Source organism: Bacteroides intestinalis DSM 17393 (genome assembly GCF_000172175.1).
In the GTDB taxonomy this organism is placed as follows: Bacteria; Bacteroidota; Bacteroidia; order Bacteroidales; family Bacteroidaceae; genus Bacteroides; species Bacteroides intestinalis.
This window is the reverse complement of sequence record NZ_ABJL02000008.1, coordinates 3,012,223-3,037,237: the sequence shown is the minus strand read 5'-3', so window position 1 is coordinate 3,037,237 and position 25,015 is coordinate 3,012,223. Positions and strand designations below refer to the sequence as shown.

The window sequence follows — 25,015 nt, the reverse complement described above, 5'->3', positions numbered from 1 at the left end:
GTAAATGAAAGAATTTGTAATCTCCGAAGTACAGGCAGAAACGGCGGTATTAGTTGGTCTCATTACGAAAATGCAGGATGAGCGTAAGACAAACGAATACCTCGATGAACTGGAATTCTTGGCTGAGACAGCCGGGGCGGAAGTAGTGAAACGATTTACTCAGAAGCTGGATCAGGCACATTCTGTGACCTACGTCGGCAAGGGTAAACTGGAAGAAATAAAAGAATATATCCGGAGCGAAGAGGAAGCCGAACGGGAAATCGGTATGGTGATTTTCGATGACGAACTCTCCGCGAAACAAATACGTAATATTGAAGCGGAGTTGAAGATCAAGATATTAGATCGTACTTCGCTTATTCTCGACATATTTGCTATGCGCGCACAGACAGCCAATGCAAAGACGCAGGTGGAACTGGCACAGTATAAATACATGCTTCCCCGCTTGCAACGTTTGTGGACTCACTTGGAACGCCAAGGTGGTGGTTCCGGCGCCGGTGGCGGTAAAGGTTCCGTGGGACTTCGTGGTCCGGGTGAAACGCAGTTGGAAATGGACCGTCGTATCATCTTGAACCGTATGTCATTGCTGAAAGAGCGTTTGGCAGAGATTGATAAACAAAAGGCAACTCAGCGGAAGAACCGCGGGCGCATGATCCGTGCGGCACTAGTGGGATATACCAATGTGGGTAAATCTACATTGATGAATCTGCTGGCGAAGAGTGAAGTCTTTGCAGAAAACAAGCTGTTTGCGACATTGGATACTACAGTGCGCAAGGTGATTATTGATAATCTGCCGTTCTTGCTTTCAGATACGGTTGGTTTCATCCGTAAGTTGCCGACAGACTTGGTCGATTCTTTTAAATCAACTCTGGACGAAGTGCGCGAGGCGGATTTGCTGTTGCACATTGTGGATATTTCACATCCTGACTTTGAAGAACAAATAGAAGTAGTCAATAAAACTCTGGCAGATATCGGTGCATCCGGTAAGCCTATGATACTTGTTTTTAATAAAATAGACGCTTACACCTATGTGGAGAAAGCGGCTGACGACCTTACCCCCAGAACAAAGGAAAACTTGACACTCGAGGAACTGATGAAGACTTGGATGGCAAAGATGGAGGATAATTGCCTCTTTATCTCTGCCCGCGAGAAGATCAATTTAGAGGAACTGAAGAGTGTAGTTTATGCGCGTGTAAAAGAATTGCATGTACAGAAGTACCCTTATAACGATTTTCTTTATCAGACCTACGAAGAAGAAGAGGTCTAATCAATGAAGAATTAAGAATGAAGAATGAAGAATTGGGCTGCGTGCTCTTGTGCTGCATAGTAATTCTTCATTCTTAATTCTTCATTCTTAATTTACTTATTATGGATTACAGACATTTAACCGAAGACGAGATACTTCGGTTGAAAAGCCAGTCGTGTCTGGCAGATGATTGGGGGAAAGTAACGGTAGCGGAAGACTTTGTTACCGAATTTGTGCATCATACCCGGTTTTCGGGAAATGTACGTTTAGGTGTGTTTCAATCAGAATTCACACTACCGGGAGGAATCAAGAAACACTCCGGTCTGCGCCATGTGACGCTACACAATGTTTCTGTAGGAGATAACTGTTGCATAGAGAATATCCAGAATTACATTGCTAATTATGAAATCGGGCATGATACATTTATTGAGAATGTGGATATTATCCTGGTAGATGGTTTGAGTAAATTTGGTAATGGGGTAGAGGTATCCGTGTTGAATGAAACAGGTGGGCGTGAGGTACTAATCAATGATAAACTTTCTGCGCATCAAGCCTATATCCTGGCACTTTACCGTCACCGTCCGGAGCTGATTTGCCGGATGAAGGCTATCACTGATTTTTATTCCAATAAGCATGCTTCTGCAATAGGTAGCATTGGCAACCATGTCATGATACTCAATACTGGATCTATCAAGAACGTACGTATTGGAGATTATTGCCACATTTGTGGGACGTGTCGTCTTTATAATGGAAGCATCAATAGTAATGAAGAGGCACCGGTACATCTTGGTCATGGGGTGATCTGTGATGATTTTATCATCTCGTCCGGTTCGCATATAGATGATGGGGCGATGTTAAGCCGCTGTTTCATAGGGCAGGCTTGTCGTCTGGGGCATAACTATTCAGCATCCGATTCACTCTTTTTTAGCAATTGTCAAGGAGAAAATGGTGAAGCATGTGCTATTTTTGCCGGACCTTTCACGGTGACGCATCATAAATCCACCTTATTGATTGCCGGTATGTTCTCATTTATGAATGCCGGTTCCGGATCTAACCAAAGTAACCATATGTATAAGTTAGGTCCTATTCACCAAGGTACTTTGGAACGCGGTGCTAAGACTACTTCCGACTCTTATATTCTATGGCCTGCCCGTGTGGGAGCCTTTTCGTTGGTGATGGGGCGTCACGTCAATCATTCCGATACATCCAATCTGCCTTTTTCCTATCTGATAGAACAGAATAATACCACTTATCTTGTGCCGGGCGTTAACTTGAGGAGTGTCGGAACCATCCGTGATGCGCAGAAATGGCCGAAGCGTGACGGACGTACTGATACCAATAAGTTGGATTTCATCAATTACAACTTGCTCAGTCCTTATACTGTACAAAAGATGTTTAAGGGGCGAGAGACTTTGCAGAATCTGCGCCATGCTTCCGGAGAACTTTCTGATATTTATTCTTTCCATAGTGCTAAAATCCGTAATTCAGCGTTAGTGAAGGGGATAAAGTTCTATGAGATAGCTATTCATAAATTCCTTGGGAACTCTGTAATCAAGCGTCTGGAAGGTATTGATTTTAAGAGTAACGAAGAAATACGTGCCCGTCTGAAACCTGATACGGTGATAGGTAGTGGTGAGTGGGTGGATATTTCCGGATTGATAGCTCCGAAGAGCGAGATAGATGCTTTAATCAATGATATAGAGTGTGGTAAAGTGGATCGTCTGAAGTCTATTAATGCGGAATTCGAGAAGATGCATCAGAACTACTATACTTACGAATGGACCTGGGCTTATGAGAAGTTAGAAGAGTTTTATGGTATCAAGCCTGAGAATATTACGACGGCAGATATCATCCGTATTGTAGAAAAGTGGAAAGAAGCTGTAGTTGGGCTGGACTGTATGGTGTACGATGACGCTAAGAAAGAATTCTCACTGGCCTCCATGACGGGCTTTGGTGCCGATGGTTCGCGTGCAGAGAAAGAAATGGACTTTGAACAGGTGCGTGGAGATTTCGAAAGTAATCCTTTTGTCACTGCTGTGCTGAAACATATTGAAGATAAGACAGCATTGGGTGACGAACTGATAAGTCGTATGCAGCGGATAGCATCATTTTACGCTAATTAAAGAAATATTTCAATAATAGTTCTTACCTTTGTGCTACGATTCATTAATTTAATTTACGAGTAATTATGGCAACAACACCTCCGTTCCATTATCAACCTATGTTTGAGCATGGAGAAGATAAGACAGAGTATTATCTGCTTACAAAAGATTATGTATCCGTAAGCGAGTTTGAAGGGAAACCTATGCTGAAGATTGAAAAAGAAGGTCTCACAGCAATGGCTAATACGGCTTTCCGCGATGTGTCATTCATGTTGCGCCGTTCGCACAATGAGCAAGTTGCTAAGATTCTGCGCGATCCGGAAGCAAGTGATAATGATAAATATGTAGCACTAACTTTCCTGCGTAATGCAGAAGTAGCCTCTAAAGGCGTGCTTCCTTTCTGCCAGGATACCGGTACGGCTATCGTTCATGGTGAAAAGGGACAACAGGTATGGACCGGATATTGCGATGAAGAAGCACTTTCATTGGGCGTCTACAAAACATATACTGAAGAAAACCTGCGCTACTCTCAGAATGCTCCGTTGAATATGTACGACGAGGTGAATACAAAATGTAACCTGCCTGCACAGATTGATATCGAAGCTACCGAAGGTATGGAATATAAATTCCTTTGTGTGACTAAAGGGGGGGGGTCGGCAAATAAGACTTATCTCTATCAGGAAACAAAGGCAATCCTGAATCCCGGTACATTGGTTCCTTTCCTTGTTGAGAAGATGAAAACCCTGGGTACAGCTGCTTGTCCTCCTTATCATATTGCTTTCGTCATCGGTGGTACTTCTGCAGAGAAGAACCTGTTGACTGTGAAGTTGGCATCTACTCATTACTACGATGAATTACCAACTACCGGTAATGAATACGGTCGTGCTTTCCGCGATGTGGAACTTGAAAAAGAAGTACTGAAGGAAGCTCACAAGATTGGTCTCGGTGCACAGTTTGGCGGTAAATATCTGGCTCACGATGTACGTATCATTCGTTTACCTCGTCATGGTGCTTCTTGTCCGGTAGGATTGGGCGTTTCCTGCTCTGCCGACCGTAACATCAAGTGTAAGATCAATAAGGATGGTATCTGGATTGAAAAGCTGGACAGCAATCCGGGTGAACTCATTCCGGAAGAAATGCGTCATGCAGGCGAAGGTGCCGTCGTTAAGATAAACCTGAACCAACCGATGGCAGATATTCTGAAAGAACTGACTAAATATCCGGTAGCCACCCGCTTGTCACTGAACGGTACGATTATCGTGGGACGTGATATTGCTCATGCTAAGCTGAAAGAACGTCTGGATCGTGGTGAAGACCTGCCACAATACATCAAGGATCATCCTATTTATTATGCCGGTCCTGCTAAAACTCCCGCCGGAATGTCTTGTGGCTCTATGGGTCCTACTACTGCGGGACGTATGGACTCATATGTAGAGTTGTTCCAGAGTCATGGTGGTAGTATGGTTATGCTTGCTAAGGGTAACCGTAGCCAGCAGGTGACGGATGCTTGCAAGAAATACGGTGGTTTCTATCTCGGCTCTATCGGTGGTCCTGCTGCTATCCTGGCACAGAACAATATCAAGAGTATCGAATGTGTGGAATATCCCGAACTCGGTATGGAAGCTATCTGGAAGATTGAAGTAGAAGACTTCCCGGCATTTATCCTGGTAGATGATAAAGGCAATGATTTCTTTAAGCAACTGAAACCATGGAATTGTAGTAAGTAAGCATTCTCTTTCTATAGATTAAGTAAAAGCTGTCCCGAAGAAGTTTATTAACTCCTTGGGGCAGCTTTCTCTGTTTATTCTCATCTTGGTGAGTATCTATTCTCTATTAAGTGAGAAAAAGAAGATGCGAGCACCTGTCCGAAACTATCATTTATTGTGTTTCTTTTTCCACTGCTCGTATTTCTTGAATACTTTCAGCCCGTCACTATTATACCAACTGTATCCGTTACGGCGCTCATATCCGATTTCGGAAATGTCGAACTTCTTCACCCCATCACGATCGCTAACGAACGGACGGTTGTCTTCTAAAGTATAGAAGCGTGCCCACAGGGGAGGACAATCTGTGCATGGAACCATACGGAAGTCTTTTTTGCCTTCATCATTCGTGAAGAACTCTTTCTTCATTCCCTCAATCTTTGATGCTTTGAACCATTCGATAGCGTTCTCTATACATTCGATAATCTCTTTTGAAGGATCAGGCAGAGACATTAACAGAATGACGATGTTGTCCGATTCGGCACCACTCAGTGAGGGAAGTTCATAAGCACGTGCTTTGGCGGGGGCAAGGGTGTGTTCATCATGCTGTGCACACCATACAGTCGGTTTTCCATTCAGTACTACCTGAGTTTTTAAAATACATTCTATACCTTTGTCGAAAGCGGCACGGGCACGGTCACAGATACTGTCGGGAACATAGGTGTAGGGCTCTTTCTTTTCATATACTTCACGCAGCAATTCCATGACATTTACCATTGCGTTGTCATTGTAGGTGATATGTGTATAGTAACCTTTAGGACGGGGCCAGAATTGAGGCCAACCACCATTGGGATATTGTGCTTTGAGAATGTAGCGAATACCATCCAGTGCCCCGTCTTTGTATTTCTCAATATGGGTGGCCAGGTACAAGCGTGAGAGATATTGTATCTCTGTGCTGGTAGCACCATTGTCTATTGTACTTTCGTTTACTTCGTCTTTAGAGGCAAGTACATCTTCTAACTCCTGTTGAGTCAGTTCGGCAGGCATATAAATGTTTTTGGGCCAACCTCCGGTAGTTTGCTGGTAAAGTAAGACGTTGTCGCCAATGCGGATGGCTTCGTCGGTTTTAAAAAATTCGTCGTTGAGCTTGGGGGCCATCTTTACCCAAATCTTGTACGGCATCTTTTCTTTGTAGTTTACGGTTTCTTGTGCGAATAGGTTTGTCAGGCAGATTAGAGCCAGGCAACACAGGCAAATCTTTTTCATGATCATTGTTTTTATAGTTCTATGACGGCAAAAATAGAGGAAAAAAACTTGCCTGATGGGGAATAATTGTTCTATTCCAGGTATTTTGTTACCTTTCCACTGATTTGCAACAAGGAAATCTCACAAACTTTCGTATTATATTCCGCAGAAAGGATTCTTTCCTCCGCATCCAGAAGGCTCTTTTGTGCTTCACGCATTTCGATACCGGAAAGGTTTCCCAACATATAGCGCTCCATGGCGATCTCATGATTCTCCTTTGCGGCTACAAGATTCTGACGTTCCAGGTTTAGCATTTGCAGGTTATTCTGGTAGGCTTGCCACAAATTACTCAGGTCGGCACGCAATGCCTGTTCCAGTTGCTCCCGTTCCAGACGGGCATTCTGAATGGCAATACGCGCATTGTTACGTTCCCGACGGCGGTTCCCATCGAACAGGTTGAAGCCGATAGTCAGACCAAAGTTTGCTCCGAGATTACCACGCTGGATATTGGTAGCAACATCATATTTATTGAAAGTATAGCCATAGCCCCCGTTCAGCTTCAGATAAGGGTAGTCGCGGGAGCAAACCTTCTTGTAATCCAGTTGTGCAAGTGTATTGTTTTGATGGGCTCTCAGCAGGGAGGCATTCGCTTGCAGGGTAGCATTCCAAAGCTCTTCAAAGTTCAGACTGCCGTCTACGTTGATAAGGCTATCCTGGACAACAATCGGTTGGTCCACATCTTCATTTGCCATCAGTTCGTTCAGTTGGATACGGGAGGTATGCAATAACTCTTGCTGCTTCATATACTGAGCACTGTCGGCATTGAAGTCCACTTTTGCCTGTTGGTAATCCAGACGGGAGAAGTTACCAATGTGATAACGCTCCTCTACGATACGTAAACGTTCTTTGGATAGAGATACGGCGTAACGGAAATTATTCAGGCGGATTTTATGTTGCAGGTAGTTGTAATATTCCGCTGCAATATTGGCTATCAAATCTTCTACAGCAATACGGGTATTTGTTTCACCTTGTCGTTCCAGTTCCTTCAACCGTTGGTAGTTGGCGGTGATGTTGAAACCGTCAAAGATAGTCCAATTCAGATTGAGACCTACATTCATGGTCTGGTCGAATACACCATTCTCTTTGAGGTGTTCTCCGGTGGCACGCACTTTACTGTCAGTGTTATCAACAGTTCCTTTATAACTTGCTGACAGGTCAAGTGTTGGCAGGTAGCCGGCGTTACCCAATGTTGCATTGTTCTTGGAGACTTGTTCTTCATTACGGGTAATGCGCAACGAATAATTGTTTTGAAGTCCGTATTCCAGACAGGATTTCAGTGTATAAGATTGAGGCATCTGCGCCTGCAAAGCAAGCGAGGTGCAACAAATCGTTATGAGGGATAAAATCGTACGTTTCATGATTTCTTTAACTTACTGCGGTTAGTGGATATATAGCTATATATGGCAGGTACGATGTACATGGTCAGGAATGTGGATACCAACATACCTCCCACTACGGCCGTACCCATGGCAATACGCTGATTACAACCTTCCCCCGAAGCGAATGCCAGCGGTATCAGTCCCAGAATGGTAGAGGCACTGGTCATTAGAATAGGGCGTAGACGTTGTAGTGATGCATCTTTGATGGCTTCCATCTTGTCTTCTCCGGCTTCTTGCTTCTGATTGGCAAATTCTACAATGAGGATACCGTTTTTCGCTACCAGACCAATCAGCATAATGATGCCGATCTGGCTGAAGATATTCATAGTAATATCGCCGAAATACATGAATACCAGGGCACCTGCAATGGCCAGAGGTACGGTAAGCATGATAATCAGCGGGTCCTTGAAACTTTCGAACTGAGCTGCCAGAATCAGGTAAATCAGCAAGATGGCCAGTACGAAGGCAAACATCAGACTGGAAGAACTTTCCCGGTATTCTTTTGAGTCTCCGGTCAATGCGGTACGGAATGTATCGTCCAGTGTTTCCTTGGCTATTTTATCCATTTCATCCAATCCCTGTCCGATAGTCTTTCCATCGGCAAGTCCGGCAGAAATGGTGGCGGAAACGAAACGATTGTAACGGTATAACTGCGGTGGGGCAATACCACTAGTCAGTTCAATCAAATTGTCCAACTGCACCATCTCTCCTTTGTCACTACGGATATAGATACCTTTCAGGTCGGCAGGTTTATTACGCTGCTGACGGTTGATCTCTCCTAATATCTCATATTGTTTTCCGTTCATATAGAAGTAACCCATACGCTGGCCGCTCAATCCGTATTGTAAGGTTTGTGCAATGTTGCGTGTACTTACTCCCATGATACTTGCTTTATCACGGTTGATGTTGATACGTGCTTCGGGTTTGCTGAATTTCAGGTTTACATCAGCCATCTGGAATACCGGATTTTCATAAACTTTTGCCATGAATTTGGGTAATACCTCTTGCAACTTTTCGATATTGGTGGCCTGTAGTACATATTGTACAGGCATGCCACCACGACGTCCGCCGAATGAAGAAGATTGTTGTACAAAAGACCGTGCCTTTGTTTTCTTTTGAACCGCCCGGGAAATCTGTTCCGCTACTTCCATCTGTGTGTAATCACGATCCTTCATATCTTTCAATGTGATACGCACATTACCGCTACCGCTTGATACACGCGCGGTAACAGACTCTGCATCCGGAAGTATGGAGTCTACCAGCTGATTGATGTCTTCTGTGTAATCCCGTATATATTCATACGTCACACCCTCAGCTCCACGGGTGTTAATGCTGATTTGCGAACGGTCTTCAAGGGGGGCCATTTCAGCAGGGATAGCATTCCAAAGGAATACAATGATAAATAAAGTACCTAATACAAGAGGCATAGCCAGCCAGCGTTTGCGTAAGAAGATTTCCAGTGACCGGCTATATATGCGGTTCATTCCTTCAAAGAACGGTTCGGTTTTTATATAGAACCAGTTTTTCTTTTCTTGTTTTACCAGCAATTTGGTAGCAAGCATAGGTGTGAAGGTCAGTGCGGCAAACGAAGAGATGATTACCGAACCGGATACCACGATACTGAATTCACGGAAAAGCCGTCCTGTCATACCATCCATAAATACAATGGGGAAGAATACGGCCACCAATGTGATGGTGGTAGAGATTACGGCGAAGAAAATTTCCTTAGCACCTTCGATACCGGCTTCTTTTGGGGGCATTCCACGTTCAATGCGGACATAGATATTCTCCGTCATAACGATAGCATCATCCACTACAAGCCCCACTGCTAATACTACTGCCAACATGGAAAGCACATTGATGGAGAATCCTGCCAGGTACATCACGAAGAATGCACCGATAAGCGAAACCGGAATTACGATACAAGGTACTAATGTTACGCGCCAGTCACGCAGGAAGAGGAAAATAATAATGATAACGAGGATAAATGCCACATATACGGTTTCCTTTACTTCGTCAATGGAAGCACGGATAAACTTGGTGTTGTCAAAACCGTAAGAATATTGCACGTCTTCAGGAAGGTCTTTCTTCATCTGTTTCATGCGTTCGTAGACGGCGTCGGCAATTTTTATATGATTGGCACCCGGTTGCGGAATCACAACGATACCCACCATAGGCACTCCGTTCATCTTCATGTAGCTTTTTATATCCGCCGGACCTAATTCTGCCCGTCCGATATCACTGAAACGAACAATGCGGTTATTATCTTCCCGCAGGATCAGGTTGTTAAACTCCTCTGCCGTATGCATCAATCCCAATGTACGGATGGTAAGTTCCACTGTATTACCTTCAATACTTCCGGACGGGAGTTCTACATTTTCTTTATCTACTGCATTTTTAACGTCGATAGGGGTAATGCCATAACCTGACATCTTGATCGGATCTAACCACAAACGCATGGAATAACGCTTTTCTCCCCAAATACTAACGCTACTGACGTCTGCAATAGTCTGCAATTGTTCTTTTACGGTGAGGTCGGCAATTTCACTCAATTCCAACAGAGAACGTTTATCACTTTGTAATGCCACCATCAGGATAGGCATGGCATCTGCATCTGCTTTTGATACCGTAGGCGGGTCACAGTCACGGGGCAGGTAGCGTTGAGCACGTGAAACTTTATCACGCACGTCGTTTGCAGCAGTTTCCAAGTCGACGGAAAGTTCGAATTCTACCGTAATACGGGATGAACCCTGCTGGCTGACGCTGGACAAGGAACGGATACCCGGAATACCATTGATATTTTGTTCCAGTGGTTCGGTAATCTGGTTTTCAATAACATCGGCATTTGCACCCGGGTAGGAGCAAGATACCGAAATGATAGGATTGTCCACGGACGGATATTCTCGGACGCCGAGGTAGCTGTACCCGATAATCCCGAAAAGCAGGATAATAAGGGTGAGCACTGTGGAAAGTACCGGGCGCCGTATACTGAGTTCAGATATATTCATAAGGCATCCGGTTTAATAAATGTTATCCAAAGTTACAGGTAATCCGGTACGGAGTTGCAAGGTTCCTGAGATTATAATAGTATCCCCTTCCTGCAAACCTTGTAATACTTGAGTCTCGGCTTCCGTGCGTATGCCGGTTTGTATTTCTACAGGCTGGGCTTTCCCCGATTTATAAAGAAATATCTTATCCTTACCCATCTCCGGAACAATCGCTTCGGATGGAACGGCAAGGGCATCCTGAATCTCGTTTTTGCTTAAACGGATGTCTGCATAGCGTCCCGGCATCACATAACCGTTGGCATTTGGATAGAGGGCACGTAAAGTCAACGTATGGGTGTTTTGATCCATTCTGGATTCCCGGGCATAAACTTTTGCGTGGAAAGTCTCGAGCTTACCTTCAAGTCCGAAATTCACTCCTGCACCGATTTTTACATCGTTGGCGTAACGTTCGGGGACGGAGAATTCTACCTTCAGTGGAGATATTTTGGTTAGTTTGGCTACAATAGTAGTAGGAGAGGCATAAGTTCCTACACTGACTTGGCGCAAACCAATCACACCGTCGAATGGTGCACGAAGCTCGGTTTGTGCAATGTTTGCCTCTATCAGATCTATGTCTGCATTCAGGGTTGCCAGTTCAGTTTTTACCTGTTCATAGGCTTCTTTACTGACTGCATCTCTTTCCAACAGAGCATTTTGGCGGAATACACGGTCTTCTGCTAATTTCAGTTGGGCTACAAGACGTTGCAACTGTGCTTGCAAAGGACGGTCGTTTACTTTAGCCAGTAATTGTCCTTTTTTTACCTGGCTTCCCTCCTCGAAATTAATTTCAATAATTTTACCGGAAGTTTCGAAAGAAAGATCTACCTCTTCATCAGGCAATAAGCTACCACTGATTTTTATTTCATCTTTCAGCAGTTGAGGTTTTATGATCTTTGCATTTACATTCAGTATTCTCTTATTATTGCGGTTAGTGCTCATCACTTTGTCTGCAGCCGCCAATTCTTTGTTCTCCTTAGGGAGTTGAGAATAAATACCCCCGCCTATTAGTCCGGCACCAATAAAAATGATGATGCCCCATTTAACTTTCTTATTCATGTATCAGTATTAGTATTACGTCAGATTATGTCAGCATGAATTTGGACATCTTGAGAACAGGAAGGTTTAATACGAGAAGCGTTAAAAAAAGTGATAAAGTGATGATGATTTTAATATGCTGCCCTGTATTTTCCTTCCTCCTTGTCTTCCAGCATGTTGAGGTAAGAGCTATAGCGTGACTCGCTGATATAATGTTCTTTTACAGCTTCCCGTACGGCGCAGCCTGGTTCCTGACGGTGAGTGCAGTTGCCATAACGGCAGTCTGCAGAGAATTTGAATATCTCTGGGAAATAGTGCCCTATCTCTTCCTCTTCCATATCGAATGTGCCAAAACCTTTGATTCCCGGTGTATCGATAATATATCCGTCTCCCGGAACGGGAAACATTTCAGAGAAGGTGGTGGTGTGCATACCTTTATTATGATAGATGGAAATTTCACCGGTTTTTACCTCTTGGTCAGGCAGTATCGCATTGATAAGGGTTGACTTTCCTACACCGGAATGTCCGGAGAAAAGTGTTACCCGACCTTTCAATTCTTCCTGAATTTGTTCTATACCCTCACCTGTTTTGGCCGAAACTTTAAAACAGGGATAGCCGATGGTAGTATAGAGATTGATAAGTCCGTCCAGATAGTGAAGCTCATCCTCATCATAAGCATCTGTTTTATTAAAGATTATCTTAACGGGTACGCGGTATGCCTCAGCAGAAGCCAGAAAGCGGTCGATGAAAGTAGTGGAGGTTTCCGGATAATTGACCGTAACAATAAGCATGCTTTGGTCAAGGTTGGCAGCAAGGATATGCGATTGTTTAGAAAGATTGGAAGCTCTTCGGATAATGTAGTTTTTCCGGTCTTCTATTTCCTTGATGAAAGCAGTTCCTTCCGGATTCAAGATAATTTGCACATAATCTCCCACAGCTACCGGATTGGTACTGCGTATGCCTTTGAGACGGAAGTTACCTTTGATTTTACACTCCACACATTTCCCCTCGTCGGTCTTTACCAAATACCAACTACCTGTATTTTTTATTACCAGTCCCCTCAATTTAATTGTCAATTGAAAATTGACAATTGACAATTATTGCTTGGCAACATACCTCAGTTACAGTTTCTTTCGGTACTTGTCAATTCTCAATTGTCAATTGTCAATTGGTTTTTATACGGTCATAATTTCTTTATCCTTTGCAATCAGCATATCATCGATCTGTTTGATATACTTATCGTGAATCTTTTGCAATTTTTCTTCACCACCCTTTTGTGCATCTTCTGCCAGACCGTCTTTAACGGATTTCTTCAAAGCATCGATAGCATCACGGCGAGCATTACGCACACTCACTTTAGCAGTTTCACCTTCACCTTTACATTGTTTGGCGAGCTGTCTACGGCGTTCTTCTGTAAGCGGTGGAATACCGATACGGATAATCTCACCGTTATTTTCGGGCATAATGCCGAGACTGGAGTCAATGATTGCTTTCTCAATTACCCGGAACATGCTTTTGTCCCACGGCTTAATGGCGATACTACGGGCATCCGGAGTATTTACGGCAGCTACATTGTTGATAGGAACCATGCTTCCGTAAGAATCCACACGGATACCATCCAGCAAACGAACGTCTGCCTTTCCGGCGCGGATGTGAGCCAATGCTTCCTCCAGATACATAACGGCCATATCCATTTTCTCTTGCGCTTCATCTAAGATGTCTTTTACGTCTCTCATATTCTTCGGTTTTTGGAATTGTACTTTAATTGAAACTTTGCAAATATAATTATTTTCACCACAGAGCACTCTGATATACAGAGTTTTTTCAGAGAAAATTAGTTGTGTACCAGTGTTCCGATCTCTTCTCCTTGCATTACTTTCTTCAAATTGCCTACTGTGTCCATGTCAAATACAATGATTGGCAGATTGTTTTCTTTACACATGCAGGTGGCAGTGAGGTCCATAACTTTCAGGCCACGTTTCAGAACTTCATCGTAAGTGATCTCGTCAAATTTAGTGGCAGTAGGATCCTTCTCCGGATCAGCAGTATAGATGCCATCTACGCGTGTGCCTTTCAGCATAACGTCGGCTTCAATTTCAATGCCGCGTAGGGAAGAGCCTGTGTCGGTAGTAAAGAACGGATTGCCTGTTCCGGCAGACATGATAACCACTTCGCCTGCTTCCATAGATTCGATAGCTTTCCATTTATTGTAAAACTCACCGATAGGTTCCATGCGTACGGCTGTCAGTACACGCGTCTTTACACCGGCAGCTACCAGGGCAGAGCTTAATGCCAGGCTGTTGATTACCGTAGCGAGCATTCCCATCTGATCTCCTTTCACGCGGTCGAAACCTTTGTTTGCGCCACTCAATCCGCGGAAGATATTACCACCACCAATGACGATACCTATCTGGACGCCCAACTCATGGATTTCCTTGATTTGTGCTGCATATTCGGCAAGGCGCTTTTCGTCAATGCCATATTGTTTTTCGCCCATCAGGCTCTCACCACTGAGCTTTAACAGAACTCTTTTATACTTTGCCATTATGATATTACATTTAGTTTCTGCAAATATACGCTTTCTGTCTGTAATGATTAACTTTGGTACAAAATTTTTCTACTTAAAACTGCCTGTACGATGCCGCGCAGAGATAAGTAGACGATGAAAGCCAGCCAAAGGGCATGATTTCCCATCCACTCGTGTAAGGAGTAATAAACGAGGAAGAAACCGGCTGAGGCTGCCAGCATTGCATAAAACATTTGCCGAGTGGCAGTGGCTCCGATAAATATTCCGTCCCATAGGAAAGCGGCAAAGCCTGCAAATGGGATAGCCAATACCCAATAAAAGTAATTTCCAGCTTCCCGGCTAACAGAAACTTCATTAGTAAGCAAACTTAGGAATGCCTTGCCGCCAAAGAAATAAAGTAATGTGAAGCCTGTAGAAAGTCCGATTCCCCAGATAAAGAGCTGGCAAACGGTACGATGCAATGCCGGGCGGTTGTCCGCACCGATATATTTACCAACCAACGCTTCACCTGAATAAGCAAAGCCATCCATTATATAAGAAAAAAGAGTAAATAGCTGCATTAGCAAAGTGTTGACTGCCAATACAACCTCTCCCTGTGCTGCTCCGGCGGAGGTAAAGAACAGAGTGACAATAACCAGGCAGAGGGTTCGTAGGAAAATGTCCCGGTTCACCTGAAAGAAACGTAGCATAGCTTCTTTTTTCAATATCTCCTGCCAGGCAATACGTTCTTTCAATTTGCCATAATATCGCCTCCATAATAATAATGCCATAAAGAATCCTGCATACTGGGCTGTAAGTGTCCCCAGGGCTACCCCGGCAACTTTCATGTGGAACAAATAGACAAAGCAAAGGCTTGCAGCGATGTTCACAATGTTTTGTGTAATGGCAATGTACATCGGGAAACGCGAATTCTGCATGCCAATGAACCAACCGGCAAAACCGTAAAGTCCCAGCATGGCAGGAGCTCCCCAAATACAAATTTGGAAATAGAGTGTAGCCAACAGGTCTACTTCCTCTGTAGTTTGTATAAAAGTAAATGCCAGTTTACGGATGGGATATTGTAAAGCCACCAGAATAATGGCAATGAGCAATCCTACTCCAACGGATCGTAACAAAAGTCGGATAACTTCGTCCATATCGTGTTTGCCGTATGCTTGTGACGTCATTCCGCTGGTTCCCATTCTTAAGAATCCAAAGATCCAGTAGATGATGTTGAATAGCATTCCGCCCACGGCAATAGCTCCGATATACGCTGCAGATCCCAGATGGCCTACGATTGTCACATCAATCAGTCCCAATAGTGGGACTGTGATATTCGAAATGATCGAAGGTACAGCTATCTGAAGTATTCTTTTATTGATAATATTCGGAGTTTGAGCAATCATTTTAAAGCACTGATTTGTTCTATTTATCGACAAAGGTACTCTTTTTGCCGTAAATGGTAAAAAGGCATTTGATAATAACAATTTTTATAATACATAATATTTTAAAAATGAGTATATTTGCGGAAACAAGAACTAGGTAATATTAATAAGCGATGAGAACCTTAACTTTACTATTTTCATTCATGGTTGCTTTCCCTTTTGTGCTCTCAGCACAATCAGCCGGGGAGTTGCTTCAAAAGGTGTCTGCTGCCTTATCTGAGGGGCAGGATGACTATGCGGTGAGTCTGTTTCGCCAGTCGGTAAAGGCTGGGGCAGATCAGACTGAGATGTTTTATTGGACTCAGGTGGAAAAAAACAGCGCTGTAGCTCCGCGTTTGGTAAATGAGTTGGCAACCTATTACAAACATAAGCGGAATTATGACAAAGCTTATTTGTTTTATAGAGAATTTCTGCAGTATCATTCAGACGATGTTCCTGCTCTTGTATCGTGTGCCGAAATGGAGATGATGCGGGGTAAAGAAAAAGATGCTGTAAAAACTTATGAGAAGGTATTGATACTTGATGCTAATAATTTGCAAGCTAATATTTTTCTGGGAAATTATTTCTATTTACAGGCAGAACGTGAAAAGAAAAAGTTGGAAGATGATTATAAGAAGATAACTTCTCCTACACGAATGCAATATGCCCGTTATCGTAATGGACTTTCTGATGTCTATTCTAACGGTTATGCCAAGGCAAAAGATTATTTGCAGCGGGTGTTGCAGTTGTTTCCTTCAACGGAGGCAGGAAATACTTTGGAAAAGATTAAGAAGTTAGAAGTGGAAATCAAATGAGAGGAATAATTTCTTGTTTGATTGTCTATAAGTATAATTCTCTGATTTTATGGCTGTTGTTAGGATTGCCTATCAGTATGATTTCGCTTTCTTTATTTAATAAAAAAAGTAATGCATTACATAATATTAATAATATGAGACTATAATTTCTTATAAACTTATTTCCTCTATTTATAGCTGAATAAAACTAATATTGGATTGCTTTCTTCGTCCAGACTCTTTATTTGTAACTGCTTTTCGGTATCTGTGACAGATGATAAAATCTGTTGGATATTATCTTCTGTCGGTATCATATATGAGATGAATTCTTTTCCGGTAGTGGCAATGGCACCACCATTAGGCATGTTTTTGTATTTATGAGTAGGCATATAATACGTTTGATTGTTTTCTTTATTGATTATTCCATATCCGGGAGGCATGCCTTGGATTGTTATAAATATGTATTTCTCTGTTTCATAACATGCGGATATATCACCTACATATTGCATGGATTTCATAAATTGCTCACTAGGTGTACCTTGGCTCCATTGTTCCACTTCATCTTTTGTCGGGATTTTCTTTGTAAGTAAGTTTGTGAAGTATTTTATAGAGTCATTGTCTATCTGATAGATATATGGGTAAAATCGTTCATAATAAGTTACGATATTTGCTGAACGATAGAAGTAATGGTTTGCTCTATAGGCCAGCTTGTTGCCTTCAATGCGCTCATTGTTTTTCAGAATTCTCATCTCATTCTTTTTTTTATCCCAGAGTGCTAAACTTATTTTGAAACTATTCTCTTGCAGTATATTGCTTAGAAAAATGTATTTATCTGTCATAGCAAAATCCAGGAAATATTGTCCGATCTTTAATATTTCATAATTTTCCGGTTTCCCATTTTTGTATGTTATTATACTTTGGGTAGCCCAGTCGTATACGTAAATATTACCTTCCTTGTCAATATCTATGTCAGATGGTTCAAGATATTCACCAGGACCTTGACCCACTTTATGGATAATTTGCATGGCTTTTCCCTTTCTATCAAAAACTAGTATCTTTTTTTCAACTTTGTCCAATATATAGTATTTGTTATTTTGATACAATATCTTGTCTATATTACCTATCAATGAACTATCGGTTGTTTCTAATGGAACATATTTTATTTGAGCTAATTCAGGTAGTGCTTCCGATATGGAATCTATATTTATCTCATATACAGTTTGCATTTTTGGTGCAGAAGGTGTGCATGCAGTAAAAAATGGCATAATAAGGAAGAGTAATAGTTTTTTCATATAATTGGTATTAAAGGTTGGCTATGTTTAATCTTTCGAACTGGTTTTAACGTGAGTTTGATATAAACATTAAGCTATTCTTTTGAATACTAAGGATATAGCGATGAAAGTCTTAAATTTGTAGTGCTGAATATGACATTTAAACGATTATCACTATGTTCTCAATGGCTAAAGTTACAAAGATTAATTATATGGCGGATGATTTTAGCAAAGAATTTGTCGGACAGCAGGAAAAATATACGGTCAAAGCTACAACTCATAAACAACGGAACCAACCGAACCGTATGAACGATGCGGGGTTACTAGTAAAGGGTAAGGCAGGTAATACTTTGGATAAAATAAGAAATTAGAAGTAGAAATCAAGTACCTGAATTCATTCAAATATCTCTTTTTTAGTCTGAATTATTTGTATCAGGTGGGGGAAATTGTGGCCATGAGGCAATATGTTTTCCCTTATTGTTCTTTCTCGAAACAATGTATGCTTGTTACTAAAAGTATGTATGTTTCTTGCTAAAGCAATGCTTATTTTGCTATGACTACAGTAGTGGTTAACTTGGCTCACAATCGTAGAGCAAGTGCTTCATAAACGTGAAGCTAGTGAACCACAGTTGTGGTCAATCATTTACAGTGCTTCCTTTATGCGAAAACGTTGGTTGTCAGTCTGATAAATATTAGGGGGAATATGAAAGTTCTTAAGCATTTCGGGAAGCAGAAGCAGGAATTGATGATAATACAAAGGTAAATGTGTCAAAACTCTGGCACAACCTTTTTTATGCACAAAGCCCAGACTTTCGCAAGCCCGGGCTTTGCTATTCCCCAAAGTTTTTGTATCTTTAGGCATAAAGTATTTCGTTATGGCAAAGTTACATTTTCGTCCTTACATTCCCAACCAAACCGTTCTTTTTCCTCAAAGAATTGATGAAAACATTGCGTCGAACGACCCGGTTCGCATAGTTAACACAGTTGTTGATACTCTCCATCTTGAAGGTTTCAATAAACTTTATAAAGAAACCGGCCGCTGTCCTTATCATCCTAAAATGATGCTTAAGGTAATTATCTACGCCTACATGAATAATATCTATTCGTGCCGTAAAATAGAGAAGCTTCTCTTGCGTGACATTCATTATATCTGGCTTGCCGGTAATGAGCATCCGGATTTTATCACCATCAATCGTTTTCGTAACCGTGTAAAGGAGGAGATAAATAATGTATTCACCCAGTTAGTTCTTGTCCTTGCCGACAAAGGTTTCATCAGTCTTGAGGTGGAGTATATCGACGGCACTAAGATTGAATCCAAAGCCAACAAATATACTTTTGTCTGGCGCAAGAGTGTTGAAAAGCACCGCACGAAGTTGCTGGACAAGATTCGTATCCTTCTGGAACAGGTGGACGAAGCCATTGCACAAGAGAACTCCGTAAAAGACACACCCGCCCAATTCACTCCCGCCATGCTCTCTGACATAGTGGATGAACTTAAAGAAGTCCTAGAACACCAGCCTGCGACAAAGGATAAGGAACAAAAGAAAGCCCTGCGCGAAAAGAAGAAACAGCTCAAGGAACTTGAAGGGTATCGTGACAAGCTGATGGAATACGACAATCATCTTGACACTCTTGGAGAACGTAATTCCTATTCCAAGACTGATCCTGATGCCACATTCATGCGTATGAAAGAAGACGCCATGAAGAACGGGCAGACCAAGCCCGGATATAATTTGCAAATAGGTACTGAAAACCAATTTCTCATAGACTTCCGACTGTTTCCCAACCCTACCGATACACTGACGCTCATTCCTTTCTTCCACTCCTTCCAACATCGCTATAACCGCTTACCCGCTGTCGGGGTGGCAGACTCCGGTTACGGCTCAGAAGAAAATTACCGGTTCATGCAGGAGAACGGGATAGAAGCCTTTGTCAAGTATAACTTCTTCCATAAAGAACAGCGTCCCCGTTATACTCCCAATCCGTTCCATGCGGAAAGTCTCCATTACAATACAGAAGAGGATTATTACGTTTGCCCTATGGGGCAGCGCATGAACCGTATAGGGACCAGACGTGACAAAACTGCAAGCGGATACATCACCGAAAGTGCACGTTATAAAGCACAAAATTGCGAGGGTTGTCCTTTGCGTGGCAGTTGCTTTAAAGCCCAGGGAAATCGTATTATAGAAGTCAATCACCGGTTAAACCAATACAAACGGCAGGCACGGGAAAAATTGCTCTCAGAGGAAGGTATCAAGCATAGAGGCAGGAGGTGTATAGAACCGGAAGCTGTGTTTGGACAAATGAAATACAACATGGCATACCGCCGGTTCAGACATAAAGGAGAAGACAAGGTTACGATGGACTTTGCTTTCTTTGCTATAGCTTTTAATATCAAAAAAATGTGTGCTAAACTACTAAAAGCAGGAAAGGGAGGGACTGCACGCATTATATGTATTCTTATCAGAACAATTATGACGCAATATACGAGGAATATAGCCGCGTATTACCAAATTAGTGAAAAAAGAGTCGCATAGAGAAAAAAAACATTTAAATATAAAAAAAGGAGATGTGCCTTAGTTTTGACACATCTCCTTGACTAAATGTTGCTGCCACCACTGAATTTGGACTGTTTATCAGTTGTTTATCACGCTTAGTGCAAGCGTGCAGGTAAAAGTGAACATAAACTCTATGTAGCCTCTGAGTTCAAGAAGCCCTACCTGAATTTAAAGAATGTATTGTACTTCCTTAAACAAATATCCGCGCTCTTTTCCTTCTTGGTCTTCAAGAATAAATCGCCCGTCCGGTTCTACGCGTAGTAAGCAGGCAAGAAATTCGCCGTTCGCATCTGCATAGCGGTGAAAGCCATTCCGACGGAATAGGGAATGAGCATAACGGGTGTTAATCAAGTCTGCTGTTTTACCTGAACAGTCTGTTCGTAAAAGGGTATAGTACTCTTTTATCCGTTTCATAATATTGGCAAGTATCAGATATCGATCATGATCTTCTCCTGTAATCTGTTTTAGGGATACCGGGTTGGGAGCATCGCTTCGGAAGACTTCCTGATTGATGTTCACCCCGATACCGGAAATGCTGCGTCCGATATGATGTCCTAAAAGATCATTCTCTATCAGTATGCCGCAAATCTTTTTCTCATTCCAATAAATGTCATTCGGCCATTTTATGGAGATACCTTCTGCCCATTCATCTAATTCTTCTTTGATGGAGAGAGAGATGATCTGAGAAAGGATAAATTGTTGACGTGCCTCAATGAAGGTAGGATAAAGTACGAAGCTGAATGTAATGTTCTTGCAATCTTCCGATTCCCAACTGTTGCCACGTTGCCCTTTTCCGGCGGTCTGGCGTTCAGCAATTACTGTCATAAATTCCGGAATATCGGTTCCTTGTTCATCGCAAAGTTGTGTTAAATGCCGATTGGTGGAGTCTGTTTCCATTAATACGAGCAGGGGAACAGGAAATTTCGCAGAGGGGAGATGCTCGTTGGACTCTTTATTCATGTCAGGGTAAGGCTTCATATTCGGTACGCATTTTCTTGGTGAACTTCTTTAAGACTTCCTCATAAGCATGATCAATGAGACTTTTTATCAACTTATCGTCTGCATCACCGTTGAGGAAAACCTGATTCCAGTATTTCTTATTAAAATGATAGGCGCCTTCGATGGCTGAGTAACGTTCGCGCAACTCTATGGCATACTCAGGATCGCACTTCATACAAATCTTGTTGGAGTATTCTAGGTCAATCAATACGAACATTTTATCCATAACTTTCATCACGAGTGAATACTCATCGAATGGAAGGCATTCTGTGACTGCTTTCTTGGCTAGGCAGTATTCGCGGGCAGTTTCTATATCCATAATAATTTCCAGATATTTTTAATAGTTATTAATCTCCCAGTAACCGGTTCTTGCAGAACCTTTGCGTAATAATTTTCCGGATTGTCTAAGTTTTGCGATAATGCGTTCACACTGGCGTGTGCTAATCCCTAAGGTTTCAGCTATTTCCTTGGTTGTAATATTCGGATTATGCAAGATCAGTTGTGTGATTTTCAATTCATTATAGCTGATATTGTTATCAATATTGCTGACATCACCGACATTATCACCGACATTTGTAGGAAGTTCGCCTTTGAATTCCAGACGTCGTCCTTCCGGTTGGGCTATGAGTTCGTTTATATTCATTTTACTGCAATTTATAATTCAGAACATTGGCGGATAAAATGCATCCTTAATATGTTCTATTTCAAATGCTCCAGCTTCGCCGACCGCGGTGATAATATCAAAACGAACAGGAATGTCTATACTGAAATGCTTGATATATGCATCGGCAGCCACTACAATGTGGCGTATTTTCTGCCAATTAACGGCATCTTGCGGTTCGATGTATTCCGTATTGCTTCGTGTCTTCACTTCCACTACAATCAACAATTCATCTTTGACTGCCACAATGTCCAGTTCCAGATGGTTTTTGCGCCAATTACGGTGGCGAATGATATATCCGTTGCGTTCCAGATACGCTACTGCGGCGTCTTCTCCGTCTTTTCCAAGGGTATTGTGTGCTGCCATACCTGTATTTATCCCTATTTTAGCTGTTTCTATGCAAAAATACGTTTTTTCTGCTTTGTATTTACAGAAGTAAAACTAATTTTGCAGTAAATATGAGAAAGAGAGATAAAACGTGTGCGAAAGCAACACCCGAAGAGCCGAAACGTGAACAGCGCATCGTATGTCTGATGAGCGAAGAAGAGCTGCGGATTGTAGACCGTTATCTGGAGAAGTATAAGATAACGAATAAATCACGCTGGCTTCGGGAGACTATTCTCATGTTTATCCATAAAAATATGGAAGAGGACTATCCGACTCTTTTTGGAGAACATGATATGCGAAGATAAATTGAGAATTAAAAATTAAAGGTAAAAGGGTGGTGGACGATAACTTTTATATGAAGCAAGCGCTTGTAGAAGCACGTAAGGCAGCAGAAAGAGGAGAGGTGCCTGTTGGTGCGATTGTTGTTTGCAAAGAGCGTATTATAGCACGTGCCCATAACCTGACAGAAACATTGACAGACGTGACAGCTCATGCTGAAATGCAAGCAATTACTGCTGCTGCTTCTACCCTTGGTGGAAAATATCTGAATGAATGTACTCTTTATGTTACGGTTGAACCTTGTGTCATGTGTGCCGGTGCCATAGCCTGGGCGCAGATGGGGCGGCTTGTGTTTGGTGCTGAAGATGAAAAGCGCGGATATCAGCGTTATGCACCACAGGCGTTACATCCGAAAACGGTGGTTGTGAAAGGGATTCTTGCTGATGATTGTGCTGCTTTAATGAAAGATTTCTTTGCTGCAAAACGGCGTGTCTGATTATTCTTTAATTTCTTCAAAATCCACATACTCTCCTTCATCTTTAGAGAAGAGTTTTTTGTGTTTTCTATGAATATTATTTCCTTCAGAAGTGGTTCCTTCATCGGTTTGTGAAGAAGAGTTTGGTTGTTGACCGCCTGAGTAAGAATAACCTTGACCAGATTGATAACTGCCGGAGGAAGAACGACGCTTTCCTCCCAGTCCGAAGATAGTCCGGAGAACGGTGCCGATGATACTGAGTCCGATGACCAGAATAACGACTATGATGACAAATAGAAATCCTAAGATATGAAACATGGGCTAATCGTTTTATATATTGTTCGTCTTACGAACGATAGTACAACAACTGTGCCAAAAGATTTGTTTAGAGTTTCTTTCTAACAAACCAGCATAGAATGATGTACCAGCCTATGACAGCAGCAAGTCCTACGAAAATAAGTAGAGGAATACTGACTATCAAAAATAAATAACGGATTTTATTTTCTTCCCAAGAGAGGTTCTTTAATTTGAAAGCAAACATTGGAAATTCGGAAACCAGCAGCAGGGAGAATAGTACAATACAGATTAGTAGTCCATACAGAACTACCCCACCTTGTATCAGCCAGTCATGGTATTGCGCAGCGGCTGCCGCCCAAAACAATGTGTTGGCTGGTGTATTTAGTCCGATGAATGAACTGGTTTGGCGTTCGTCAATATTGAATTTTGCCAGACGCAGTGCTGAAAATATGGCAATGAGAAAAGCAAAATAGGGAACATATTCCTGAAAGCTGCTCATCCAATCGGGGTAAGTCGTCTCACGCAATAAGGAGAATATGATAACTGAAGGTACTAATCCGAAACTGATATCGTCTGCCAGGGAGTCCAATTCTTTTCCAATGGGAGAAGGGGCATGCAATACCCGCGCCGACATTCCATCGAGGAAGTCGAACACAGCACTGATAATGATGAAAGTCAGAGCCCAGTCATACTTGAACTCAAATGCCATAACACATGCAATACAGCCGGAGAACAGATTCAGGCATGTCAGTGTATTGGGGATATGGCGAGTAATACGGTTAGCCATTGTTTAGTTATTTTAGTTTGGCTATCACGGTCTGGTTTCCTGTGGTGGTTTGTCCCATTTTCACGAACACTTCTGTGCCCAATGGGAGATAAACATCTACACGAGACCCGAACTTGATAAAGCCCATGTGTTCATCGATATAACAGTCTTCGCCGGGTTCGGCATAAGTGACGATACGTCGTGCCATAGCTCCGGCAATCTGCCGAGCCATTACTTCTACACCTTCGGGAGTTTCAATCACCACTGTAGAGCGTTCGTTGTCGGTACTGGCTTTCGGCAGCCAAGCTTTCATGAACTTACCATTATGGTGTGCCACTTTCTTTACGGTTCCGTCTACCGGATACCAGTTGGCATGTACATTGATGACACTCATAAAAATAGAAATCATAAGACGGCGGTCGTGGAAGTATTCGTTTTCATCCACTTCTTCTATGACTACTATTTTGCCATCGGCAGGTGCCACCACAATCTTTTCGGTGTCTTCCTGGCCAAATAGGCGGATAGGGCATCGGAAGAAATTCACCAGCATTCCATACAGGACGATACTGACCACAGCTACGATATAGAACGGTAATTTGCATTCCAGCCCAAAATAAAGTGCTGAATTGACAACCAATAGCAATAGTAAGCTACCGGCCAGTGTGTGTGTCCCTTCGCGGTGAATTCGTATCTTTTTTAGCTTTTTTAGTCGACTCATCTAAGTTGTTTTATTCTCTTGAATACAAATTATCGGCAAAAATAGGCTTATTTTGAAAATCTAACA

24 protein-coding genes are annotated in these 25,015 nt (G+C 42.4%); 8 read left to right on the top strand and 16 right to left on the bottom strand.

Annotated features, from left to right (window positions below; genetic code table 11):
• Window positions 1-4: 4 nt before the first annotated feature.
• The 3 genes from hflX to BACINT_RS21585 all read left to right on the top strand — a co-directional run bounded on the left by hflX (window position 5) and on the right by BACINT_RS21585 (window position 5,072).
• Window positions 5-1,264, top strand: a complete 1,260-nt coding sequence (gene hflX, locus BACINT_RS21595) for a GTPase HflX (RefSeq protein WP_007667314.1) — start codon at window positions 5-7, stop codon at window positions 1,262-1,264.
• A 101-nt stretch (window positions 1,265-1,365) separates the two neighbouring features.
• Complete coding sequence (locus tag BACINT_RS21590; RefSeq protein WP_007667313.1) at window positions 1,366-3,366, top strand: DUF4954 family protein; 2,001 nt, start codon at window positions 1,366-1,368, stop codon at window positions 3,364-3,366.
• Between the two features lie 65 nt (window positions 3,367-3,431).
• Window positions 3,432-5,072: a fumarate hydratase gene (locus BACINT_RS21585; RefSeq protein ID WP_007667312.1), complete on the top strand. Its 1,641-nt coding sequence runs from the start codon at window positions 3,432-3,434 to the stop codon at window positions 5,070-5,072.
• Window positions 5,073-5,219: 147 nt separating this feature from the next.
• On the opposite strand, the gene pelA is transcribed toward BACINT_RS21585, so the two are convergent.
• From pelA to BACINT_RS21545, 8 genes are all read right to left on the bottom strand, one after another.
• Complete coding sequence (gene pelA / locus BACINT_RS21580) at window positions 5,220-6,314, bottom strand: pectate lyase (RefSeq protein ID WP_044155415.1); 1,095 nt, start codon at window positions 6,312-6,314, stop codon at window positions 5,220-5,222.
• Window positions 6,315-6,385: 71 nt separating this feature from the next.
• Window positions 6,386-7,711: a TolC family protein gene (locus BACINT_RS21575; RefSeq protein ID WP_007667310.1), complete on the bottom strand. Its 1,326-nt coding sequence runs from the start codon at window positions 7,709-7,711 to the stop codon at window positions 6,386-6,388.
• Window positions 7,708-10,740, bottom strand: coding sequence for an efflux RND transporter permease subunit (locus BACINT_RS21570; protein WP_007667309.1), 3,033 nt, complete (start codon window positions 10,738-10,740; stop codon window positions 7,708-7,710). The genes BACINT_RS21575 and BACINT_RS21570 overlap by 4 nt, the downstream gene beginning before the upstream one ends.
• Before the next feature lie 12 nt (window positions 10,741-10,752).
• Window positions 10,753-11,835 (bottom strand): efflux RND transporter periplasmic adaptor subunit, encoded by a 1,083-nt coding sequence (locus tag BACINT_RS21565; RefSeq protein WP_007667308.1) that lies wholly within the window; start codon window positions 11,833-11,835, stop codon window positions 10,753-10,755.
• Between the two features lie 110 nt (window positions 11,836-11,945).
• Window positions 11,946-12,878: a ribosome small subunit-dependent GTPase A gene (gene rsgA / locus BACINT_RS21560; protein WP_044155159.1), complete on the bottom strand. Its 933-nt coding sequence runs from the start codon at window positions 12,876-12,878 to the stop codon at window positions 11,946-11,948.
• 111 nt (window positions 12,879-12,989) lie between these two features.
• The gene (gene frr / locus BACINT_RS21555; protein WP_021967093.1) at window positions 12,990-13,550 is read right to left on the bottom strand and encodes a ribosome recycling factor; all 561 of its coding nucleotides are present in this window, start codon (window positions 13,548-13,550) and stop codon (window positions 12,990-12,992) included.
• A gap of 98 nt (window positions 13,551-13,648) precedes the next feature.
• Window positions 13,649-14,359 carry a UMP kinase gene (gene pyrH / locus BACINT_RS21550; protein WP_007667302.1) on the bottom strand — a complete coding sequence of 237 codons (711 nt, stop codon included), beginning with the start codon at window positions 14,357-14,359 and terminating at the stop codon, window positions 13,649-13,651.
• A 50-nt stretch (window positions 14,360-14,409) separates the two neighbouring features.
• Window positions 14,410-15,726 (bottom strand): MATE family efflux transporter, encoded by a 1,317-nt coding sequence (locus BACINT_RS21545; protein WP_007667301.1) that lies wholly within the window; start codon window positions 15,724-15,726, stop codon window positions 14,410-14,412.
• 152 nt (window positions 15,727-15,878) lie between these two features.
• On the opposite strand from BACINT_RS21545, the gene BACINT_RS21540 reads away from it, so the two are divergent.
• Window positions 15,879-16,559, top strand: a complete 681-nt coding sequence (locus BACINT_RS21540) for a tetratricopeptide repeat protein (RefSeq protein ID WP_021967091.1) — start codon at window positions 15,879-15,881, stop codon at window positions 16,557-16,559.
• Between the two features lie 167 nt (window positions 16,560-16,726).
• Here BACINT_RS21540 and BACINT_RS21535 read toward each other — a convergent pair whose 3' ends face one another.
• Window positions 16,727-17,830 (bottom strand): 6-bladed beta-propeller, encoded by a 1,104-nt coding sequence (locus BACINT_RS21535; protein ID WP_007667295.1) that lies wholly within the window; start codon window positions 17,828-17,830, stop codon window positions 16,727-16,729.
• 164 nt (window positions 17,831-17,994) lie between these two features.
• Here BACINT_RS21535 and BACINT_RS21530 point away from each other — a divergent pair, with 164 nt between their 5' ends.
• A complete protein-coding gene (locus BACINT_RS21530; protein ID WP_007667292.1) occupies window positions 17,995-18,180 on the top strand; it encodes a hypothetical protein in 186 nt (61 codons plus the stop codon).
• 504 nt (window positions 18,181-18,684) lie between these two features.
• The gene (locus BACINT_RS21520) at window positions 18,685-20,346 is read left to right on the top strand and encodes an IS1182 family transposase (protein ID WP_007663408.1); all 1,662 of its coding nucleotides are present in this window, start codon (window positions 18,685-18,687) and stop codon (window positions 20,344-20,346) included.
• 189 nt (window positions 20,347-20,535) lie between these two features.
• On the opposite strand, the gene BACINT_RS21515 is transcribed toward BACINT_RS21520, so the two are convergent.
• From BACINT_RS21515 to BACINT_RS21500, 4 genes are read right to left on the bottom strand one after another with little or no spacing between them, the layout of a single operon-like run.
• A complete protein-coding gene (locus BACINT_RS21515; RefSeq protein ID WP_007667285.1) occupies window positions 20,536-21,345 on the bottom strand; it encodes a biotin--[acetyl-CoA-carboxylase] ligase in 810 nt (269 codons plus the stop codon).
• Window positions 21,329-21,685 carry an MmcQ/YjbR family DNA-binding protein gene (locus BACINT_RS21510; RefSeq protein ID WP_007667283.1) on the bottom strand — a complete coding sequence of 119 codons (357 nt, stop codon included), beginning with the start codon at window positions 21,683-21,685 and terminating at the stop codon, window positions 21,329-21,331. Before BACINT_RS21510 ends, BACINT_RS21515 begins: the two co-directional genes overlap by 17 nt.
• Before the next feature lie 18 nt (window positions 21,686-21,703).
• On the bottom strand, window positions 21,704-22,009 hold the full coding sequence (locus BACINT_RS21505; protein WP_007667281.1) for a winged helix-turn-helix transcriptional regulator: 306 nt from the start codon (window positions 22,007-22,009) through the stop codon (window positions 21,704-21,706).
• Window positions 22,010-22,027: 18 nt separating this feature from the next.
• Window positions 22,028-22,393 carry a YraN family protein gene (locus BACINT_RS21500; RefSeq protein ID WP_007667278.1) on the bottom strand — a complete coding sequence of 122 codons (366 nt, stop codon included), beginning with the start codon at window positions 22,391-22,393 and terminating at the stop codon, window positions 22,028-22,030.
• A gap of 92 nt (window positions 22,394-22,485) precedes the next feature.
• On the opposite strand from BACINT_RS21500, the gene BACINT_RS21495 reads away from it, so the two are divergent.
• Both BACINT_RS21495 and BACINT_RS21490 read left to right on the top strand, forming a co-directional pair.
• On the top strand, window positions 22,486-22,719 hold the full coding sequence (locus tag BACINT_RS21495; RefSeq protein WP_007212260.1) for a hypothetical protein: 234 nt from the start codon (window positions 22,486-22,488) through the stop codon (window positions 22,717-22,719).
• A 32-nt stretch (window positions 22,720-22,751) separates the two neighbouring features.
• Window positions 22,752-23,189 carry a nucleoside deaminase gene (locus BACINT_RS21490; protein WP_021967088.1) on the top strand — a complete coding sequence of 146 codons (438 nt, stop codon included), beginning with the start codon at window positions 22,752-22,754 and terminating at the stop codon, window positions 23,187-23,189.
• Here BACINT_RS21490 and BACINT_RS21485 read toward each other — a convergent pair whose 3' ends face one another.
• From BACINT_RS21485 to BACINT_RS21475, 3 genes are all read right to left on the bottom strand, one after another.
• Entirely contained in the window at window positions 23,190-23,486 is a 297-nt protein-coding gene (locus BACINT_RS21485; RefSeq protein ID WP_007667261.1) for a DUF4834 family protein, read from the bottom strand.
• A gap of 67 nt (window positions 23,487-23,553) precedes the next feature.
• On the bottom strand, window positions 23,554-24,252 hold the full coding sequence (gene pssA / locus BACINT_RS21480) for a CDP-diacylglycerol--serine O-phosphatidyltransferase (RefSeq protein ID WP_044155157.1): 699 nt from the start codon (window positions 24,250-24,252) through the stop codon (window positions 23,554-23,556).
• Between the two features lie 7 nt (window positions 24,253-24,259).
• Window positions 24,260-24,949 carry a phosphatidylserine decarboxylase family protein gene (locus BACINT_RS21475; RefSeq protein ID WP_007667255.1) on the bottom strand — a complete coding sequence of 230 codons (690 nt, stop codon included), beginning with the start codon at window positions 24,947-24,949 and terminating at the stop codon, window positions 24,260-24,262.
• Between the last annotated feature and the right edge of the window lie 66 nt (window positions 24,950-25,015).